Raw genomic sequence first — 19,852 nt, forward strand, 5'->3', positions numbered from 1 at the left:
TGTGTAGAACATGGGGCACTGTCCATATATATTTTCAAAATCCATAATGAATACATCCTAACCTTTTCGTCAATATCAAATTATTCGATTTGATATTCCTGAATCCGTAGCTGAAAAAACTGTCTTTATTTTTCAACCTAACTAACCTAAAGGAAAATTTACCTTATGAAATTCCTATTTTAGAGGTCATATCCCCTCAACGACCCTTTGCCATCTAAAAAACGGTCAAGTAATCGGGATAAATTTGTTCTTTATTGCCTCTAGTTTTGCTCGTTTTTTGTTCCAAAACCACTACATATAGTGGTAAACCCGTCTTATTTTCCTTTTGAACCACAATTCGTCATCATTATTATCGTCTCAACATGGCACGAGAGGATTTATATGATGTCAAACCAGTTTAGGTAAAATTTAGTAATTTTCTTGACTGATTTTCCCTGTAATTATTACCATATTATGCGAGAAACAGCCTAACTAACTAAGACATATCGTTGACAGCCGAAAGGTTGCAGGGATAGGTTTAATGTCATGTAGGAATTTTGTTGATATATATGTCATTGTCAAAACAACAAATTATTGGGGCACTTACTTCGCAGAATTTATAACAGTAATGTTTGTTAAATTAAATAATACCACAAATCTGAAGAATATTAAGTATTAAAGAACCTGCTGCAACAATAGAAATCCCAATCTTCCAACCAAATTTTTTGGTTATAACATCAAGTCTATCTATCCTACCTTTTAAATCTGTATATTTATCATAGACTTCTTTATCTTTATCTGAAATTTCTTCCTTTAACTCAGCAATAGTATTTATTAGCTTTTCCTCTACGGAATTAATTTCATGTGATAAATCAACTTCTACTTTAGATAGATCCTCTTTTAACAATGATATTTGAGTATTTACACTTTCTGAAACCAAGGAAATATTCTCCACGATTGTTTCTCTATCTTTATCAGCAATATTCTTAAATCTTAATAACTTATCTTTTAGTTGCTGCGTTGTATCTGCGTATTTTTTATCCAATTCAGTGTTTTTTTCTGTCAAGGCTTGTCCCTGTTGTTCTAACGAGTTTTTAAGACCTTTTATTTCATCTGTATTATTGCCATTTTGCAGTTCAAGTTTAGAAATCTTATTTCTTTGTTCTTCAAAGGATTTATCATGTTCTGACAACTTTTCATAATGAGTGGCTAATAATTCATCTTGTTTTATATCTCTCTCTACTCCATTTTGAAGAAGTTTATTCTGTTCATTGTGCATTTGGACTAGCTCTTCAATTTTTATATCTTGTTTTTTATTATGTTCTATACTTCCTTGGATAAAATTATCTTGCTTAATTTCTTTTATATGAAACTCCTTGTCACTTTTTTCGAGAGCATCAATTCGTCTATCTAGATCAAAATTCTTTTCTGCATTGCTCTCTATTCTACAGTCATGATTTGATAAATCCATGCTAAGCTCATCTATTAGATTTCTATTTTCTTGAATACGTAATATTATATTTTCTTGATTTTTTAATTGGTCCATTGCTAACAATAATTGCTGTTGTGCCATTTCTCCTAATTTCTCTTTGCTTGCTCCAGACAAAACAGCCTCCAAATTAATTAAAACAGATTGTGTCGAAGCCATATTATATGCACTCAATCCATATAAAAACTTAGTTGCATCTGCAATCTGATGCTGGTATGCCATTTGTGTTTCTTGAACTTCAAGGAGCGATGTTTGTGAATCGGATAATGCTGATTGAACTTGTACAAGCACTTTTTGTGCTTGTGCACTTTCTAAACCACAAGCAACCATTTCCATCAAATTTTCTTTTAATGAAACTATTTCATCGCCAGTTGACGTCCACTTGAACCCTAAAAAACTATGTTGCTCTGGAGTGTTCTTTCCGGCACCCTTGGCTTTGGCAATTAATTCATCAGCCTGCTCTAATGCTTTATCAACTTCTTTTCGTGCATTCTCTTTTTTTTCCATAGCTGAATCATAAGCTCTATTAGTTTTTTCTAACAAATTCAATCGTTCTGTAAGAACCTCGGGTAATTTGGTTTCATCAATCAAGAGCAATTCTCGTTCACAAATCGGTTCTATTTCATGACATGCCATTCTTCTTTTACTCATCTTTTTAATCTCCCTAGCATCGCATCCACTAACCCTGGATTCATTTTTTCCACTTCAGGTAATAGCTGTTCTATTCCATTAAAGCTTTCATCCATTTCATCAATGGTTTTAAGATAAAATCTACCTACCTTTTCAATTTCATTATATAACCCTTCTATTGAACGTTGAGTCTTTTCAACTTCTACCCACATATTAGCTTCTGCACCAAACATATTCTCTTGACATTTATGTAAATTACTATAACTACAAAGCAACTCTGCATTTTTGTAATATATCTTTACATTTGATAGACATATCACTTCACTCATTAATTTGCTTTTCTCACTAATGGTTTTGTTTCGTTTTACTCCCATAGATACATCACTACCTACAGCAATAGCAAAACGTCCAACACCAACAAAGTTAACCCTTAATATGAAATTACCCAAAGTTGCCGGATTAAAACCACCAGACTTAATTACAGCGCGAATACCTGCATCTGCCAAATCTATTGCCGTAAATGTTCCTGTTGCAATTGTCATCATTCTAACAATAGTTCTATTTTTAAACGGTAAAGTTCTTTTCCAATTAATATTTTTTAGATCACTGATTTTTTTGATATCATTGTCACGAATTTCCACACATAATCTTCTGATAAAGTAAAATCCTCTAACTATGCATTCATTTAAAATAATAGGTAGCGCTTGACGCCCAAGTTCATGTGCAATACCTATTTCTGTTCTTAAATCAAATTTAAGTGGGATTAATTTTCCATTTTCATCTCTTTCCCCAAGCAGTGTTCCGTTAAATAACTTAGAGATCCAAACCGAAAACTCTTTTCGACCATCTTTGTTCATTTTACTAAAAATAGGCAAAGCTGATAGTTCCTTCAAAAGTGAACCTATTGGTCCTGGCAATCCAGTTCCTGTTTTTCCGTTTAAAATAGAATCAGAACAACCGGCCATATCGCTTACCATATGAAAAAACCAATTAATAATTCCAAATGTCAATTTTTCTTGAGTGTTTTTACCTATAAGAATTAAATCATCTTTATTTAATTCAACAACTTTAAAAATTCCATTCACATCAGTTCCGTATACTTTGTTTGTAAATTGAGTTAATAGCGAAAATGTTAAACCTACTGGAGTAGGATGATGTGAAAAATCTCTAAGATGATGCTGTAATCCACCGCCAAAATCATTTGTTGCTTTGTCTGCGGCAATTTTATACTTATCTTCCAAAAAAGCTACAGCTCCTGCAAGATCATCGCCCTTATATCCTTTTGATTGTGCGATTTTAACAACAAAATTATTTGTCTTTTCAGTCCCCCAATCGTTTGCTCTTTCAAAAGAAAATTCACCTACAAATATTGAATCAATTACACCTGCAATCACGCCACTTGCAACAGCAACAGTATAGTCTATTCCATCTGCATGATTTGTTAATCTATCAATCTCCGTGTTTAATTCTTCAATCTTTTCATTTATTATCGATAATCTTTCATCAACTTTATTTATTCCATTATATATTTCTAATTGCCTTTTATCTGAAAAGTCTATTGGGGTTATCATTTCAAACTCTATTTCTTTAAAATCATTTGAAGTTTCATCCTCATATTCCTCATATGGTATAGTAGTATAATCATCTATTTCTAACTTAATTAAAGGTCTCTCTTGTGTAGCTTTCAACATATTAATCTCCTTTTAAAAGTAAATCATGGTATGAAATTACCTTTCATTAAACCCATATATTTAAGTTTTTACAAATTATTTTATATCAGTTTTACTTAAAATCTTTTTTAGCCAATAAGCAGTACCACCAGCAATTGCTCCTATTGGCCCAATCATTCCTAAACCTATTATTCCGATCGGTGCTAATAATCCTGCAAACATTGAAGCAAGAGTAGCTCCAGCAACACCTCCTGCAGCAGAAATCGAAACAGCTGAAATAGCTTCTTTCAAATTGTTATAATCTTTTTCATTAAAATCGTCCGCTTTATCAAGTAAAATAGTGACCACTTGTGGAAGTACTGTATTTTTTTTGTTATTGGCAATCTCATAATCTAATACTGCTCGAATAGCTATATATTGCGTAAGATTCATAGGAGTTTTTTTGTTTTCTAAATTACTAATTGTTTGTTTAGTTACACCTATTTTTGCACCAAATTCTTCAGCTGTCCAACCAGCTATTTTTCTAATAGCCATAAGATTTTCTTGTAAATGATTTATTTGTATTTGAGTGTTTTTTTCCATAGTCTACCTCCTAATGATTTAACTATATAAAATATTTTTGTTCAAGTCAAGTATTTTTACTAAAACAAAATTATTTTATACCAATAAAATAACACCCTGCTAGTATATTTCAAACTAACAGGGTGTTATCGATATATTTTAATATTTGAATTTTATAACTCCACATCAATCTCCATCTCGGATTTAAAAGCAATCGTGACTTTCCTATCATGAACAGTTATCTTTTCTATCAGCTTGCGGACTATCTGTTCGTCATACTCCTGTATAGTACCTTTCTGCTCTTTAAGGAATTTTGTCATTTCAGCCATCTGCAGTTTCTGACTTGCGAACCCTGCATTCTTAGCCAGTGCAGCCTCCTTCTCCTCTAGAAGACGGTAAATCTCATTTACAAGAATGGAGTAATCTTGGTTGTTATTTGCAAGCTTGAGCAGTTCCTTTTGCAGCTGTTCCAATTTCCGTTCAATACGTTCTACCTCACTGCCATCGACCTGGTTCATGACTACTGCAATATTTCGATTTAAAATGTCCATGAATTGTGTCCTGGATTCGAAAACGGAATTGACCGCCTGTACTACTGCAATCTTTAAATCTTCCTCCCATATGGTTCGTGCAATGCAATCCACAGCTGTTTTGTCGAGCCTGCTTGCACATCGCCACACGATGGATTTGCATCCGTGGTTATTCCAATGGATTCTTCGAAAGATATCCCCGCAGTGTCCGCAAATAACAATGGTTGATAATGCGTATTTGCTGCTATAAATTCTTTTTTTACCACTATCACCGCTTTTAATGTTACCCCTGCGTTCCATCTCTTCCTGAACCCGCATATATAAATCCCGTGGTATGATGGCATCATGATTGTTTTCCACATAATACTGGGGAACAATACCATCGTTCTTTACTCTCTTTTTGCTAAGGAAGTCTACCGTGTAAGTTTTCTGTAAAAGAGCATCTCCGATATACTTTTCATTCTGAAGTATCTTTTTAATAGTTTCAGGTCTCCATTTCTCTTTTCCCGCAGATGTTAAAATATTATCAGCCATTAACCCTCTTGCTATTTCTATCAGACTTGCCCCTTCCAAATACTCACGGTAAATTCTTTTTACAACTTCCGCAGTATTTGGTTCAATAACCAAGTGCCCTTCTTCATCTTTTGTATAGCCGAGGAAACGGTTGTGGTTAATCTGTACAATCCCTTGCTGATAACGGTACTGCAAACCAAGTTTGACATTCTGGCTCAATGACTGGCTTTCCTGCTGGGCAAGTGATGCCATGATGGTAAGCAGTACCTCTCCCTTGGCATCCATTGTATTGATGGATTCCTTCTCAAAATATACTGGGATATTTTTTTCTTTCAGCTGACGGATATATTTTAAGCAGTCCAATGTATTACGAGCAAATCGGCTGATGGATTTAGTTACAATCATATCAATGTTTCCAGCCATGCACTCATCAATCATGCGATTAAATTCTTCACGCTTTTTTGTATTGGTTCCGCTGATCCCATCGTCAGCAAATATCCCAGCAAAATCCCACTCGGGGTTCTTTATTATAAAATCCGTGTAATGTTCAACCTGTGCTTCGTAGCTGGTAGCCTGCTCATCACTGTCAGTAGAAACACGGCAGTAGGCGGCTACCCTTAATTTTGGTATCTGTACCGCTGATGCAGTATTTCCAATCCTTGCTTTGGCTGGAATCACTGTAATGTTTCTTGTTCCCATTTTAACTCATCTCTCTTTCTATCAGGCTGTAAGCAAATTCAGCCTGCTTGTAAGGGTCTTGGAATTTAATCTCCAACGGTCTCATCCAAAACCCTAGTGGCGCAGGAGGGGCTTTCAAAGCAGGTGGTTCGTTTAGTGTTTCATCGTGAACCCTCCCCAGTGCCACCGCTCTCCTGTGACGCTCCTCTTGCACCATATTATATATTTCACGGTCAATAATGGCAGGATAATACTTGGTTCCAAGGTACTTTCTATTACTAAGTATTCGTGTTATCCCCGAATGAACCTTATTAATACCTGCCTTGGCTGCAGCGTTTTGCAGACTGTCACCAGATAGATAATTTTCATATAACTGCCTAATCTGTTTTGCATTGACTTCATCAATCACAGCCTTACCATCTTCTATTACATAACCATACACTTACTTCACCATCCTTTCTCTCAGCGTTATACCACATTTCATACAGAATCCAATTTCATCTCTGGAATATACAACAATGTTCTCTATGAACCTCTCAAAGATGTCATCTTCAAATTCTAAAATCTCTGGCTTGTTAGAAAGATACCTAATAAGCACCTCCAACTCCGACAGTTGCTGATGATTGCCTGTAGCCGATCTTTCAAGCCGTTTTTTCTCCTGCTTAAGCATTTCAGCCTCTGCCATAATATCTGATAACTCCTTTGCAAAAAGAGCGGAGTCAAGAAACCCCTTTCCAACAAGTTCAGCTATAACACGTTTACGGTCTGCATTTTTTCCTATGCGTTCATTTAAATCAGCAAGTGCTGAAATACGGCTTTCGCCACTCATTGCTTTCAAGCCAATCTGCAAAGGTTTCAGCACAGACTTGTATCCGAATTCCAGCTTATTCATCATTAGTACAAAGGCTTTATTTATAACATCCTCACTGATGTATTTCATTGTGCACTGGTCTTTATGCTCAATGTGCGTCTGGCAAGTCCATGCAATGTAAGAAGTTCTTGATGTATAATGTGTTCTTCTCTTAAAATGCCCTCCGCAGTTTCCGCAGATGATTTTTCCAGACATTACATATCTATTTAGATATTTAGAACTACCCTTATCAATGTTTTTCTCACTTCCACGCTGTCTGATAACCGCCTGAACCGAATCAAAATCTTTATGACAAATGATGGCCACATGATGGTTTGGTACAAAAATCTGCTCCTCTTCACCACGGTTTGCATGACGATTAAACTGACTGTCTGTGTATGTCTTTTGGAAAAGAACATCTCCCGTGTATTTTTCATTGGAAAGAATCTCTCTTACAGAAGTTCCTGTCCATTTCCCACCTTTTCTTGTGGGAGCCTTGCTTTCATTTAATTTTCTGGCTATCGTATAACTGCCTTTTCCAGCAAGAGTGCATTTAAAAATTTCTCGCACTACTTCTGCCTCATCCGGAACAACTTCCATTTTTCCATCAATATTGACATAACCATATGGAGGGTATGAAATCTTGTAGGTGCCGTTTTTAAATCGTGTTTTTGCACCCCACTTATTATTTTCAGAAATAGAAGAAGATTCATCCTGTGCCATACTGCTTAAAATTGAGAGGATTAGTTCACTTTCCATCGACTGAGTATTGATGTTTTCCTTTTCAAAATATAGAAAAACTCCAAGCTCTATCAGCTTTCGAACCATCTCCAGGCAATCAAGCGTATTTCTTGCAAATCGGCTGATGGATTTTGTAATAATAAAATCAATCTGCTTTAACTCACAAGCTGTAATCATTGCCTGCAGGCCTTTTCGCTTTTCCTTTTTAGTTCCAGTGATGCCTTCATCGTAATACAATCCAGCGAACTCCCATTCAGGATTTTCTTTTATATATTTTTCATAATGTTCTTTCTGTGTAGTCAAGCTTTCCATCTGCTCTTCACTGGCAGTGGATACACGGCAGTATGCTGCTACACGAAGTTTCTTTTTACCTAGTCCCGTCACTGCAACTGTTTCTATTTTGGTTACTTTCTTCACTGTTTTCACCTCCTTGTCAGTGTCACATATTACCTCTAAAGCCTACTTATATCAACGGTTTCAAGGCATAATCTCGACCAGATTAGGAGAAAAATATTGCCGATTTAATTTCATTATTTTGTTGAATTCATCCAAGGTAATCAGTTCCTTTTCAAGAAGCTTTTTTGTCATATGCAAGGCTCTGATATAATCATATTCATGCTGTAACTCTTCTTCTGTATACTGATGTTTCTCTTTATTAGGAACACCCTGGTTACCTATTATCTTTGTGACCTGCATTGTCGTTCCTCCAATCCGAAGGATTGATATGTTTCCTTCTAAGTCACAGTCAAAAGAAAAGAGCATGATTTTAGCCCCTACTTAAAATTACTCAAAAAAAATAAGCCTACTTCAATGAAAGAAGTAGGCACTTTTCTATTCATTATTCAATATTAATAAAAGCATCTTTAAATCCTGCCGATTTTACCTTAGCAAGCATCTCATCAGCATTTGCCTTGACGATATATGCACCGACTTGAACACGGTAGAGTTTCTTTGATTCGGTAGGTATGGGTTGCATCAGGAGTTTACCAACATCATCTCTAAACACATCCATGCTTTTACCATGCTTGGGAAACCAGTGCATCACATCTGCATGACTGCTGGCGATACCTAGTTTATAACCTTCGCTGTGGCAGATGATATCCGTCTCACTAAGTGCATAGAGTTTGCAAAGATATGCACAAAGCTCCACAGCTTCTTTATAAACAGCAGAAAAATACGAGGCATCGGTTAGACCGTCCTCGCAGATTTCAAATCCTATATGAGTATTGTTTGCAGTTCCTCCGGCATGCCATCCACGATGATTCCACGGTAATGTTTGATAAGTGGCAATTGTGCCGTTGCTAAGTTTTCCTATAAAACCATGGACACAGACCTGCCTGCCATCAGGCTTATCCTGATTCCAGTGGTTGTTGTTCTGGTTCTTGCCAAGCAATCCATCATCAGGCCCAACGTAGCGTTTCAGCCATGGGTTGTTCGCCCCAGTGGAATGCACCATGATGCCTTTAGGAGTTATAGACTTTCCTGACTTGAAACAGGAATTGTTTGTAAGTATAAGCTTATGCAAATTCATTCCAAATCACCTCACTGTTCAAATGGGTTAGTAATTGCTAAATCAACAGGATATAAATGATAGGTAAATTTCATATCACAGTAAGCACTCGACGATGTTCCATTGCTACCCATACGGATATAGAGACCATAACCAGTTGGTATTCTGCTCTGACGCAATTCGATATGAACATGTGCGGCATCGCCAGTGCTATTAAAACCAACAGGCGTACTACGAGAAATTCTGATGAACGTTTCTTCGTCATTAGAGATATATAAATCCAGTTCTTTCTCACTCGTATCTGATTGACGACATAGAGTTATCAAATGACAGTCATACGTGGTTTCCGGATGCAGCGGTCCGCCTTGTCCTCCTATAACCACACTGTTAATTGGTAATACTGTATGCAAAGGTCCTCGAACGCTATTGCTGCCACCACCACCTAAAACATTGCCCGACAGGACATATCTTAAGTAGCTTGTTCTAACAAATCCGTTGATATTCGCTGTTGCGGTAGATGTTAATGTCAATGCGGTTGTTACATTTTCCGCCCTTTCCAATACGAATAGACTTTCGCCAGAAGCAACGGCAGTATCACCAATGGAAAATATTTGGCGCGTCCAGTAGGTTGTACAGGTTGGGTTTGGATTTGTTCCTGTCCCATATGCAATATTTGATGCATCCTGAATACCTCTTGTTGCCTCTGCAAGTTTCTTGACGCTTCCCCTAAGGGTAGTTTGAATCAGCACCTGCACATTGTTTGCAGCTGGACTTCCCAAGGATGTGACAAACGTATAAGTCACAGTACCAAGTACTACGTTATTACCGTTTGCAATGTTTGTGAATGTAATGGATGCTCTTCGGCTTGCCATATCTGGTGCGGTAGCAGTTTCGATTGGATGCCAATGGTTGAGCAGAATCCCCGTCCGAGTGGACAGCATATTATGGGTATCAGCAAGCAAATCATGTGTGGTATTTAATAAATCATAATTATTCGTTAATAGGCTATGCGTAGTATTTAATAACGTATAATTATCCTCTAACAGATTGTAAGTAAGCGTTAGTAGACTAAACACACTATTAATATCGAGTGCAGCCAAAGCGGAAAGTACTTGATTTAGCCACTCCTGAGCAGGAGGCTCTGGAGGTGTTGCAATATCATCTTTCAGAGCCTCCTCAACTATTGTAAATATCCGCACACTTTTACCGACCACTTCGCCATAAGTAACTCGAATCTCCAATCGCCCAACACCGACAAGTAGGGTATCTGTTGCTCTTGGCGACCATGTCAGAACACCATTTGCATAGTTTGTAACCACAGGATAGGCAATCCCATCCGGTCTTTTATAAATTGCATTCAAAGCGGCAGCTGGATAGTTGTCTTCCAATAAACTGGTCACATCAAATTCTATATTGCGATAATGGTGTTCTCCACACCTCCCAATACGCACCGTTACTTCTTTTGATAAGTCAATCATACTTTGCCCTCCGGTGAAGATGGTCCATTATCATCACGTCCATGTAATTGCTTTAGTACATCCTTTAGTTTTTCTGGAATAGGCAATCCGATATGAGCTGCATTTTCAAGGATAGAAATACCCTCATTGCTCAAATAAAAGAAAATCACCGCTGTGCGAAGAACACTGCCATCTGAATTACCTGCAAAGCCTAAAATATAAGTATCGAGTATGTGCCCCAAGCCTACCAGTGCGAAAATAAGTATCTTTTTAAAGATACCTTTAGCTCCAATTTTACTACAAAGATTCTTATCGATAATTGCACAAAGCACACCTGTTACATAATCGATCACAACAAAAGCAATAAGAGCATAAAGTAAGCCATCTAAGCCGCCAAGAAACCATCCCATAAATGCACCTACTGCTACAAGAGCAGTCTGTATCCAATTCCATAACTCTTTCATAATCCAAACCTCCAATCTTAAATTGCAAAAAGAAAAGCGCTCTGCAAAAATAGAGCGCTTGGAACCAAGCCTGACCTTACAGTGTAAGGAGTAAATTTTGTATTTGTTGCATTACATCCGATTTCGGTCTGCCGGTACCAATAGGCAGCCATGTTACCGATGGTATGTCAAAGGTTGATGAAACATCAAAGCTATTTAACATCGTGATAACTGGCTCGAGTGCAGCACGTAACTCCATGATGTGATTCGGCCATTCTCTTACGGCAGTCTTTGTTGCGACGATTTCTACATCCCATGACACGGTTTCCATACCATAATATTGACGGATGGTATTGACCGCTGTCCGTAGTGCCAAAATATGCATTGCTTTAACATGAGTCACATTAGCAGTAATCGTCTCAAAAGGCGAAGGCAAAACAACAATAAATGTTTTGGTAACCTCTGTACTTGGAGATAACAAGTCACTGTCCAAACATCGAAAGGTCACGGAATGACTCCCTGCAGCTAAGGTTGATGCCTGATACACTGTTTTCGTATTATCACCGAGGTAACCACTTGTGGAGAACATCTCCGAATTATCCACACTGTTACGCCATACACCCGAGTCAACCTTTACTTCTACAATCTGCGTCTGACCATCTGGTTCTATGCCTGTTGTTATCATGAAGCGTGGTGTTGTGTTATAAATAGATCTACCCGATATCGGACTGCTTATCACTGGTGCTGTAGGCGGGCTGTTCTTTGTGACCGTGTTACTGACCACATAGGAAGATACTGCATCAAGAGTATCAGTAACGCTTAAGCGATATCTCGTTGATGTTCCGGGAGTCTGGGAAGCTTCCGCCGTATAGTTTCCGTAAGTCTCACTGGATATAATGATTGCAAGCGTCTCGTAGGAAGACCATGGTGGGTTACCCATGATGGATGTGCTACGCTGAATTAGGTACTGCTTGATTGGACTAGTACCCACTACAGCCCCACTCCAAGATATCGTTACCGACTGCGACTCATATAAAGTTGGAGTTGCTGAGAAACTGATAGGCGGTGTTGGCAAGATATTTTTACGGACTGTATTAGATGAGATCTTCCATACGGAATAATAACTGCTCCCTGCAGATCCCAAGGTACGTATCTGATATCTTCGATAATTTCCTCTTATAGATGGTGGTGCTACACTTAAACTTCCATCTGTTAAAGAAGATGATACGGTAGTCAGCGCCGTCCATGCATCCCAAGTGCTGTTATCAATGGAATCGCTGTATTGTATCTCATAACCCGTTATCGCATTACCTGCTCCGGCAGCTGCACCATTCCAAGAAAGTGTTAGATTTCCTTCTGCAATCGTAGCACTTAATGCAAATGCTGATGGTTCAGTACAAGCTGTAATATTACAGTAAATGCTGTTACTGACTTTTTCCACAGAATAAGCATTCAGTGCATCAATCGTCCAGATACCAATCTGTGTGTAAGTTCCCGATATATTTGAAACTGTTGGATTATAACTACCACTGCTTGAACTAAAATTTATTGTTGCTAGTTCTGTCCAACCACTCCAGGTACTGTTATCTGTTGATGTTCGACTTGAAATCCGGTATCCCTTAATTGCACTTGTTCCTCCCGCCGCTCCCGACCAAGTCAGCGTGATTATTTCATTACTGTGTATTTCGGGTGAAGCAACCGCTGTACTTGGAGCGGTAGGAAGGGTATTTTTTCGGACAGAGTTGGTGGAAACCTTCCATGCAGAATAATACGAACTGCCAGCACTACCACGCGTTCGAATGCGAAACCTACGAAAGTTCCCTCTCGTAGTGGGAGGAGCAACCGACAAACTTCCACTGGTAGCTGATGAAGTCACTGTCGTTAATGCTATCCAACTTCCCCAAGTGGAATTATCTGTTGACTCACTATACTGAATTTCATAAGAGGTTATCGCATTGTTGGTACCTGCCGTTGCACCACTCCATGACAAGTTTACATTGCCTTCTGCAAGGGTACTACTTAACGAGCAAACCGTTGGTGCACCAGCTGCAGTCGTTCGGCTTGCCCATGTCACGGTTAGAATAACTTCGGTCAGATCATTTCTTCCGGTAAAAGACATATAGTTTGTGGTACTCGAACCGCCATCCATAAAAATACAGTTACTAGCACCACTTCCAATGGAGTTAATCAACGCAGTTGCTATGTTAAAAGTTTTCTCACCAAGCCCTGCCGAAACCGTATAACTGTAACCAGAAGTCACTTTGCTAGGACGTGATGTAACAACATCTGTAGAGGAACTAACTGGCGGGATATCAGTTTGATTTCCAGCATATAACGTCATCGTTCGGTCACTTCCCCAAGAACCTCCCGCTACACGTGTAAGAGTAAGAGTGGCACTGGTTGGATAATAGTCTGCATATTGATCTCGAATGGTGGTGAGATTAAAAACCATAACACCTACACATTCTCCATAAGGTTCGTAAACACCTTGTCTGATATTATCCGTAGTCGACGGAATATATTTTCCATTACGCCAAGTACAGGCATTGATTGCTTGATAAGTTGCCATATCTCACCTCACTCATATACTGCTGTTACCAGCGAATTCACGGTTCCACAAAGGGAAGAATTTAGCCTTGTGTCGGTGATATTTCCTGTGGTTATCGATGTTGCCGCTTGTGGTACTAAAATTTCTGCGAGACATAATTCATATACCTCTGCATTACGTGTCAGTGCTGGAGCAGTAGGCGTTACTGCCGCTGTTCCTGTCAGTACCACAGCTGTAATACTTCGGTTAAGAAGACTCCACCGGATTACAATCCGGTCAATTCTTGGATAGGAACCATTAGCAGTTGTCAGTGTCTTGTTCAGTGCTTCCGTATTCTCATATCGGTAGCCGTTAATCCATGCACTTCCTGCCGCAATACTGACGGTCATTCCTGTTGTTGGTGTTACTTGCAGATTTGTGGTATTTACATAAAAGATGCCATTAGAAACCAGACTTCCGAAATATGCTGCAAAGTCGGTAGCATTGTAAATTCTGTCGCCACTGGAAGAATTAAAAAAACCACTCTTTTCCACCTCTTATACCCTCCTTTCATCATGGTAATGCCACACTTTTTCCCGCTTCTATCAGCTTACAAACCATGTAGCATTAAACGTCAGCCATTCTGTTCCTGCAATGCTTGTAGCATAGGCATTTGTTCCATATCTGCTACAGGAGCACACGCCCACGTTAGTTATCTGTAACAGCCAGGTATTAATTCCTGATCCCTGGCATCTTACCGTAACATATCCTGATATTGGTCTATACTCACTAGGCAGAGTATAAAAGCTTAAATTCGTTGCTGAATTTATTGCAGCTCCTGCGGCAGGTGACATCGCACCATAAAAATGTACCATTTTTCCTATTTTTCTTAATCTAGGTCGTTGAGCCGTAGAATAAATCGTAAAACTGTTTTCCAAATCTATATCCGATAATTCAAGATACCCTGTATCCCCACCGTAAATAATACCAGTAGTAGAGTCACCGTTAACGCATACCGCACCTCCCTCTAGGTTGAGATACATTGGGGAACCCGAGCCATTATTACGGGCTTGTATTTCGTTTGCATCAAAAACCATGTTCACACCCGTGGAAACGCCTATCTGCAATGGATTGTCTGTTGATGTAAGGCTGACATCACGGTTTGGTAGCTGTAACTTATAAAATGAGCCATCCTCACTATAGGTAGACGTCTTTATCACTCCGTTATCAACTGCCAATACTGTAAAGGTCTGACCGCCATATGAGAAGGTAGATGATACCGTCGGAAGGTTTGCAACAAGGATTAGTGCCCCGTTATCTGGATCTGCAATCAGATTTCCTGATTCACTAAATGCATACTGACCATTCAAATAAGCAGTTCCGTAATCCGATAGCCAAATATAGATATCCCATATTGTCTTGGTGGAACTTGCTGACTTTACAATTTTAATATCCGTCGATAAAAACGGACTTTTATCCCTTGTATAGGACTGCACAAAGGATTGTATGGACATTGTTGCAAAAGAGGACGTCGAGTAAACATAACCCTCTATCGTACCTGACTTTGGAGTTGTCCCCGTCCCGAAGTAATCAAACTTAAAGGCAATACGATTATAGGAACCGTTAACGACCACTCTTGCTGCATGAAAGTATTTTGCTAGAGTCGGGTCATTCCCTCCGGCAGTTGAGGTATTCACAGCCAACTTTGCAGAGTTTATCATGACACCACCTAAAAACCTCTGTAAATCAGCCCAACTGTTTTCATCCACCAGTAATTCCGAAATTCCCGCCGGAGCACCAAGAGCTGTCCTTACCTGACTAAAATCAGATTTAATCTTTTGTGTAATCGTAAGTTCTGCTTTTCCAAATGTAACGCTGATGCTCTGTCCGTCCCTGTCATAGCTTTCTTCTATCTCCACAATGCGTGTGGTCATGGATACACCCCACTTTTTCGAGATGACCTGTACCGTCTGACCAAGATCATAATCTGTTTTATAGATTAAATTCCCATGGTTATTTACGGTGACATCAAAGGACTGCGCTGTGGCAAGTTCCGCAAGCTTTGTCTGCCCACGGTAGGTTAGAGCCTCCGTATAATCAGAAGGAAAATCTGCAGAGCGAAGATCCTTTGCATCTACAAAGGCTTCTCTTCGATTTTCTCCAGTACCATCTGTGATATATGCAAAGATACGGTCTGCATCATTCTCCCCTTCTCCTCCTATTTTGGCGGTATTGGCATACCCTGCTGTGTTTTTTGTAAAGGTCTGATCAAGCAGGTTCTCATATTCCTTTGAAAATACAGCCTGAGAAGGCTCTCCGATATAAAGTGTTACCGTAAGGTGCCCCGATGATGGTTCAAATACAGTTTTGATACCTACGGATGATGCATCACAAAGTTCTTGTATTTCATCTAGAAGATTGTTATAGGAAACCTGTTTTTTCACTGGTTTACTTAAAGTTGATGATGAAAAGCTTAGGTTAGTAATCTTACGATTCGTGTCTGTAGGTGATATGACATTATGGTTAATCAACTGTGCAATACAGGAAGAAAGATCACCATTTAGGATTTCCGTATTCCAAATGATACGCCGACCTAATAGTACGGTGGCAAACCGTCCGCTTACCGTTATACTTTCACTGTTAGTCTGCGACAGCTGCAGATATTCGATTACCCCCACTTCCTCATCATCATTTTTCCAGATATAATTTCCTTCTTGGAGAAGAGTGGCATTTTCGGAAGATGCATTTGCCTTTAGTTCAAAGGAACCGCACTGGGAGTATCGTCTGGTCCATCTTAGATACTCAAAGGATTCAACAACTCCGATTAATGCACGGTTCTGATTAAATACATATAGTTCCATAAGCTACACCCCCAAAAACTGCGGACGATAATAAATACTTACATCAAGCAGTTCAAGATTAACTGACGCATCATAACGAAGGTTGTTTATTCCAGGTGCGAGCTGAAAGAAGTCTGAGTCAGTATCCAACAGATAAAAGGCATTGCTCAGTGTAGTACCAATGATGCTTATCACCCGTTTTCCAGCAAAGTGTGTATATATGTGAAATTCATCTCCTGAATTCATAGTGGTGAGAATTTTTACATACTCTCCGGTATCCAAATGCAAAAGCTCCGGATTTGTAACAGAGCCAAGTGCCTTGAATACAATCTCACAGCCACAAGGTACATCTCCGATGTTATCCAATGCAATAATCTGACTTGGCTGTCTTGCTCCAAATTCCATACCACTCACTGGTATCTCTAAATCAAACTCAAGCATTGCATCCCAAGAGGCAAGCTCCTGTCTCACCTCTTCGAGCAATTCAAAGAAAGGCGAAGGGCAAAGCAAACTTAAGAAAAACTTTGGTATTCTCTCTCTTACAGATACAATCAGTGTTACTTCCTCCACAATGCAAGAAATCTGCTTATCACGATAGCATAAGATACCAGTCTTTTTTGGACTGAAAAATCGAAGGAGTTCTTTTCGTAACTCATAGGCTTTACTTGCATCTTCTGCTACAATCGTACCCTCTAATATGATGTTTCGCATATCCAGAGTGGAAGATACGAAAAAAGCACCATCTTGCTCCGGTGCCTTGAAGGTATTGATAATGTTCCGGATGCTTCCCGTTCCATCCAGCTTTTCTAAAAAATAGGGTTTTGCTTGCTTTATCGTAAGACTTTCCCCATTGGAATTAATATAGGTTATTTCCACATGAGCCCTCCTTCCTAATATGACATGGCTAACTTCTGTGATAGGTTCTTGAACTCTCTTGCCAGTTCCTTTTCAGAGAGAGCCTTCGGTGTCACCACAGAAAGATTTTGTGTGATGGTTGTACCAGTAGGAGCAATCCCCCCTTGTCTAGCTTGACTGCTGTAATTTAAATCAAGGTTTGTTGGGATCGCATTTTGCATATCTCTCGCAACATCTGACATAGCAGCTTCAAATCCCACACCAATCCCTTCACCCATGTTGCGACCTAGTCCTGCAAACAAAGTGGAAGGCGAATGGATACCAAAGAAGTCTTTAATGTTTGATACCACATCTCCAAAGAAGCCGGAGATTTTGTCTCGCAACCATGCCCCTGCATCAGAAATACCATTCCATAAACCATGAATCAGATCGGTTCCTACCTGTTTGATTTGCCCGAGAGAATCCGTAAAGCCTTTTACAATCCCTTCAATAATCTGTGGTACTGCTTTGACTATTTCAACGATAATGGTAGGTAAATTTTCAATGAGTGCTACAAAGAGTTGAACTCCGGCTAAGATTATCTTATCGATATTATTTACAATGGCACTCACCAGAGAGCCAACGATTTGTGGAATTGCTGGCACAATCGTTGCAATGATGGTTGGCAATGCCTGAATGAGGGCTACTAATAACTTGATACCTGCCTCAATAATAATTGGAATAGACTTAATCACTGCAGTGATAATACTATTCACAATTTTAGGAATTGCCGGAACAATCGCCGTTATTATGGTAGGTAGTGCGGTTACCAAGGAAGTCAGCAATTGAATTCCCGCATCAATAATCAGAGGAATGGACTCCACAAGAAAATTTACAAGTGCTGTAATAATAGCAGGCAAAGCAGAAACAAGCTGAGGAATTGCATCAAGTAGTCCTTGTGCCAAGCCAAGAATCAGCTGTAAAGCTGCGTCCAGGAGCATAGGCAGATTATCTACCAAACCTTGTACGATGGTTGTAATTGCACCTACTGCCACTGGTATAAGCTGTGGCAAAGTCTCACCGATGCCACTCACAAGAGCCGTCACAAGTTGCACCGCTGCATCAATGAGAAGAGGTAGGCTTTCAATCAAAGCACCAACGATTGTCATCACTGCGTCAACAGCGGCAGGGATAAGTTCTGGAAGTAGACTTAAAATAGTTTGCAATACCTGTGTGAACAGTTCCGTTACGGTTTCAAGTAGCATTGGCAAGAGGTCACCGACCGCTTGTAAAATTGCTCCTGTTGCCTGTGGTATAGCTTTCACAATGTTCTCAAGCACAGGCACGATATTTTTTACCACGACCTGAAAGGCATCTACAAGATTTTCTGTCAGGTTTGTCATATCAGCATCTGCATTTCCAAGTCCTGCTGTGAAACTACCGACTGCAGCTTGCAGCAGACCAATGGAGCCCGTGACGGTTTGTGTTGCCTCACGGGCGAAGTTTCCTGCGTATTGCTCCGTATTCTCAAAGAACATCTGCATAGCGACTTCTGCTTTTTCAGCATTGGAAGCCGTTGCCCAAGTGAAGTCCAGACCTTTGGCGAGGGCATAGGCTTCCACATTGGTGGCATTCATTGAAACACCGAGGTTATCCATCATTGTAAAGTTGCCCTTTGCAGCACCCGCTACGGAATCAAGAGCCATCTGCATATCGATACCCATAACAGACGCCATATCAGCGGCTCGTTGCATTGCTTTTTCCGTGAGTTCCAGCGATTTTTGTTGCTCGATGCCGCTACCTTGAAACAATGCCCCCATTTTGTTTGCGGTGGCGAGATATTGGCTCTGAGACACACCGAGATTTTTGTAAGCCTCCTCTCCAGACTTCTGAATGGAGGTAGCGTACTTTCCAAATACAGCTTCACTACCACCGAGGTTCTGCTCCAACTCTCCGAACTGTTGAACAACATCTTTACCCAGTTTAATTGCAGCAGCGCCTATGGCAACGGTGACAGCACCCATTGCCACACCGACACCTTTGAGGACTCCTCCCATCTTTTCAAACTTACCACATGACTTCTCAGCTTCATCTCCTGTTGCTTTTAATTCATCTCCCAGATCGTCAGTACCCTCACCCGTTTGTGCAAGTTCACGCTCCATGCCGTTAAGTTCAGCTTGTGCTTTATTTAACTGTATCTGCCAATTCTGTGTACGACGGTCGTTTTCACCAAAAGAGGAGGATGCATTGTCCAGTGCAGCCTTGAGGGTAGCAATCTTATCTTTTTGTGCATCGATTTCTTTATTTAAAACTGCATTACGGGCGGTGAGTGCAGTAATAGATTTATCATTTTTATCAAACTGACTAGTCACAAGAGTCATCTCACTGCCTAATACCTTAAAGGATTGATTGATATCAGAGAGTGCCTTTTTAAACTCACGTTCCCCTTCAACACCAATTTTTAATCCAAAATTATCTGGCATACAGCCTCACCTCCGTTCATAAAAAATTTAACTTGACAAACCTAAAATTCTCCAGTATTATATTTGCATAAGCATTTGCTTGTGCAAACAAATGTGTACGCAATAAACTTACATAAA

General features: G+C 39.5%; 15 protein-coding genes. All 15 read right to left on the bottom strand.

Annotation, left to right across the window (positions count from 1 at the left end; all coding sequences use genetic code 11):
• Positions 1-619: 619 nt before the first annotated feature.
• The 15 genes from RBU59_RS06920 to RBU59_RS06990 all read right to left on the bottom strand — a co-directional run bounded on the left by RBU59_RS06920 (position 620) and on the right by RBU59_RS06990 (position 19,735).
• Positions 620-2,119, bottom strand: coding sequence for a hypothetical protein (locus RBU59_RS06920; protein ID WP_308147149.1), 1,500 nt, complete (start codon positions 2,117-2,119; stop codon positions 620-622).
• The gene (locus RBU59_RS06925) at positions 2,116-3,789 is read right to left on the bottom strand and encodes a hypothetical protein (protein ID WP_308147150.1); all 1,674 of its coding nucleotides are present in this window, start codon (positions 3,787-3,789) and stop codon (positions 2,116-2,118) included. The genes RBU59_RS06920 and RBU59_RS06925 overlap by 4 nt, the downstream gene beginning before the upstream one ends.
• Positions 3,790-3,864: 75 nt before the next feature.
• The gene (locus RBU59_RS06930) at positions 3,865-4,350 is read right to left on the bottom strand and encodes a helix-turn-helix transcriptional regulator (RefSeq protein ID WP_308147151.1); all 486 of its coding nucleotides are present in this window, start codon (positions 4,348-4,350) and stop codon (positions 3,865-3,867) included.
• Between the two features lie 152 nt (positions 4,351-4,502).
• Positions 4,503-6,071, bottom strand: a complete 1,569-nt coding sequence (locus RBU59_RS06935; RefSeq protein WP_308147152.1) for a recombinase family protein — start codon at positions 6,069-6,071, stop codon at positions 4,503-4,505.
• 1 nt (position 6,072) lies between these two features.
• Positions 6,073-6,492 carry a recombinase family protein gene (locus RBU59_RS06940; protein WP_308147153.1) on the bottom strand — a complete coding sequence of 140 codons (420 nt, stop codon included), beginning with the start codon at positions 6,490-6,492 and terminating at the stop codon, positions 6,073-6,075.
• On the bottom strand, positions 6,493-8,058 hold the full coding sequence (locus RBU59_RS06945; RefSeq protein WP_308147154.1) for a recombinase family protein: 1,566 nt from the start codon (positions 8,056-8,058) through the stop codon (positions 6,493-6,495).
• A gap of 60 nt (positions 8,059-8,118) precedes the next feature.
• Positions 8,119-8,337 carry an SHOCT domain-containing protein gene (locus RBU59_RS06950; RefSeq protein WP_308147155.1) on the bottom strand — a complete coding sequence of 73 codons (219 nt, stop codon included), beginning with the start codon at positions 8,335-8,337 and terminating at the stop codon, positions 8,119-8,121.
• A gap of 142 nt (positions 8,338-8,479) precedes the next feature.
• Entirely contained in the window at positions 8,480-9,172 is a 693-nt protein-coding gene (locus tag RBU59_RS06955) for an N-acetylmuramoyl-L-alanine amidase (protein WP_308147156.1), read from the bottom strand.
• 11 nt (positions 9,173-9,183) lie between these two features.
• Positions 9,184-10,629: a hypothetical protein gene (locus RBU59_RS06960; protein WP_308147157.1), complete on the bottom strand. Its 1,446-nt coding sequence runs from the start codon at positions 10,627-10,629 to the stop codon at positions 9,184-9,186.
• Entirely contained in the window at positions 10,626-11,072 is a 447-nt protein-coding gene (locus tag RBU59_RS06965) for a phage holin family protein (protein ID WP_308147158.1), read from the bottom strand. Before RBU59_RS06965 ends, RBU59_RS06960 begins: the two co-directional genes overlap by 4 nt.
• 76 nt (positions 11,073-11,148) lie before the next feature.
• On the bottom strand, positions 11,149-13,620 hold the full coding sequence (locus RBU59_RS06970) for a hypothetical protein (protein WP_308147159.1): 2,472 nt from the start codon (positions 13,618-13,620) through the stop codon (positions 11,149-11,151).
• 8 nt (positions 13,621-13,628) lie between these two features.
• Positions 13,629-14,132: a hypothetical protein gene (locus RBU59_RS06975; RefSeq protein WP_308147160.1), complete on the bottom strand. Its 504-nt coding sequence runs from the start codon at positions 14,130-14,132 to the stop codon at positions 13,629-13,631.
• A 51-nt stretch (positions 14,133-14,183) separates the two neighbouring features.
• Complete coding sequence (locus tag RBU59_RS06980) at positions 14,184-16,439, bottom strand: siphovirus ReqiPepy6 Gp37-like family protein (RefSeq protein WP_308147161.1); 2,256 nt, start codon at positions 16,437-16,439, stop codon at positions 14,184-14,186.
• Positions 16,440-16,442: 3 nt separating this feature from the next.
• A complete protein-coding gene (locus RBU59_RS06985; protein ID WP_308147162.1) occupies positions 16,443-17,294 on the bottom strand; it encodes a phage tail family protein in 852 nt (283 codons plus the stop codon).
• 14 nt (positions 17,295-17,308) lie between these two features.
• Positions 17,309-19,735 carry a phage tail protein gene (locus RBU59_RS06990; RefSeq protein WP_308147163.1) on the bottom strand — a complete coding sequence of 809 codons (2,427 nt, stop codon included), beginning with the start codon at positions 19,733-19,735 and terminating at the stop codon, positions 17,309-17,311.
• Between the last annotated feature and the right edge of the window lie 117 nt (positions 19,736-19,852).

Source organism: Anaerocolumna sp. MB42-C2 (assembly GCF_030913705.1).
Taxonomy (GTDB): domain Bacteria; phylum Bacillota; class Clostridia; order Lachnospirales; family Lachnospiraceae; genus Anaerocolumna.

What these genes read in the sequence shown, in the direction of transcription:
- RBU59_RS06920 (WP_308147149.1), bottom strand. Translation starts at nt 2,119, where the DNA reads ATGAGTAAAAGAAGAATGGCATGTCATGAAATAGAACCGATTTGTGAA.
- RBU59_RS06925 (WP_308147150.1), bottom strand. Translation starts at nt 3,789, where the DNA reads ATGTTGAAAGCTACACAAGAGAGACCTTTAATTAAGTTAGAAATAGAT.
- RBU59_RS06930 (WP_308147151.1), bottom strand. Translation starts at nt 4,350, where the DNA reads ATGGAAAAAAACACTCAAATACAAATAAATCATTTACAAGAAAATCTT.
- RBU59_RS06935 (WP_308147152.1), bottom strand. Translation starts at nt 6,071, where the DNA reads ATGGGAACAAGAAACATTACAGTGATTCCAGCCAAAGCAAGGATTGGA.
- RBU59_RS06950 (WP_308147155.1), bottom strand. Translation starts at nt 8,337, where the DNA reads ATGCAGGTCACAAAGATAATAGGTAACCAGGGTGTTCCTAATAAAGAG.
- RBU59_RS06955 (WP_308147156.1), bottom strand. Translation starts at nt 9,172, where the DNA reads ATGAATTTGCATAAGCTTATACTTACAAACAATTCCTGTTTCAAGTCA.
- RBU59_RS06960 (WP_308147157.1), bottom strand. Translation starts at nt 10,629, where the DNA reads ATGATTGACTTATCAAAAGAAGTAACGGTGCGTATTGGGAGGTGTGGA.
- RBU59_RS06965 (WP_308147158.1), bottom strand. Translation starts at nt 11,072, where the DNA reads ATGAAAGAGTTATGGAATTGGATACAGACTGCTCTTGTAGCAGTAGGT.
- RBU59_RS06970 (WP_308147159.1), bottom strand. Translation starts at nt 13,620, where the DNA reads ATGGCAACTTATCAAGCAATCAATGCCTGTACTTGGCGTAATGGAAAA.
- RBU59_RS06980 (WP_308147161.1), bottom strand. Translation starts at nt 16,439, where the DNA reads ATGGAACTATATGTATTTAATCAGAACCGTGCATTAATCGGAGTTGTT.
- RBU59_RS06990 (WP_308147163.1), bottom strand. Translation starts at nt 19,735, where the DNA reads ATGCCAGATAATTTTGGATTAAAAATTGGTGTTGAAGGGGAACGTGAG.